Consider the following 1427-nt stretch of genomic DNA (forward strand, 5'->3'; position numbering starts at 1 on the left):
ACTCCGCCCTGGGCTATGCCAGCCCCGAGCAGTGGGAACAGCAGGAACTACTCAAGGCCGCATAACCACGTGTCCGGCCAACAGGGGAAAGGTCAGTGGTTATACGTGACGAACAGATGTCCCCAGGAGAACATGATGTCCTTCTGCTCCAGTTGGGTCGTGGCAGGCAGCACGATGTCGGCGTACTGCGCAGTATCCGTCACAAACTGCTCGCTAACTACAGTGAAGAGATCGTCCCGGAGTAACCCGCTTACGAGCTTGTCCTGATCCGGGCACACCACGACTGGATTAGAGTTGTAGACCATCAGCGCTTTCAATGGCGGATCCAGCTGCATCTCCCCAGTGAGCGCCTCACCGAGCAGGAACTGGTTCACCACGCGCGTGCCCGGCGTAAGCATCTCCGGGTGCATGAACGCAGCCCAATTCACCGGGAACGCCCATAGTGGAAGCTGGAGTATGCCACCTCCAGGTCGGCGCCAGGCGCCGACCAAAGCGGGCAGACAGGCCAAGGAGCGCATCGTCTGTCCACCGCCTGCGTGCCGCTCGACCGCGACACCAACCCGGATTACCGCAGGTTGGGATTGCGCATACTGCCGTGCGAGGATCCGGATGTCCTCAGCGGGCACCCCGGTCTCCTGAGCCGCCCATTCAGGTGAGTACGACTGCACGCGCTCGGCGAGCTCCTCATAGCCAACGGTGTACTTAGCGATGTAGTCCTCATCGGTGAGGTTCTCGTTAATAATCACGTGCATCATGGCCAGCGCCAACGCGCCGTCTGTACCCGGCCGGATCGCGATGTGCCAGTCCGCCGCCCGTGCGGTCCGCGTTGCGACCGGATCGACAACCACTACCGTGGCGCCACGCTTGCGTGCTTCGGCGATGTATGGCCAGAGATGCAGGTTCGTGCTCATCACATTGCAAGCCCAGACCAGGATGAACTTGGAATGGACAAGACTTTCCGGGTCCACACCGGCGGTATCTCCGATCGTCATGGTGTACGCAGTGCATGATCCGGAGTCGCAGTAGGTCCTTTCGGCGATGGTCGCACCAAGCTTGGCAAAGAACGGGTCTCCCACGTTGAGACCGTTAAGGATTCCCTCGGTACCTAGATAGCTGCAAGGCATGATCGCTTCGGGACCGTACTCGGCTGCGATCGAGGTAAACCGTTCCGCAATCTCGTCGAGGGCAGCATCCCAGCTGATTCGCTCGAACTGGCCGCTACCCTTCGGGCCGGTACGTCGCAGCGGGAACAGCACTCGGTCAGGGCTGTACACCCGGTCGAGATAGTTGTCTACTTTGACGCATAATCCGCCGCGAGTGAATGGGTGCTCTGGTGACCTTTCCCCTGTTGGCCGGACACGTGGTTATGCGGCCTTGAGTAGTTCCTGCTGTTCCCACTGCTCGGGGCTGGCATAGCCCAGGGCGGA

The 1427-nt window shown here is 60.5% G+C and carries 1 protein-coding gene; it reads right to left on the bottom strand.

What is annotated here, in order from left to right; genetic code table 11:
- Positions 1-92: 92 nt before the first annotated feature.
- Positions 93-1256 (bottom strand): molybdopterin-dependent oxidoreductase, encoded by a 1164-nt coding sequence (locus CHB84_RS22145; protein ID WP_245818928.1) that lies wholly within the window; start codon positions 1254-1256, stop codon positions 93-95.
- Between the last annotated feature and the right edge of the window lie 171 nt (positions 1257-1427).

This window comes from Haloechinothrix alba, from assembly GCF_900188115.1.
Taxonomy (GTDB): Bacteria; Actinomycetota; Actinomycetes; order Mycobacteriales; family Pseudonocardiaceae; genus Haloechinothrix; species Haloechinothrix alba.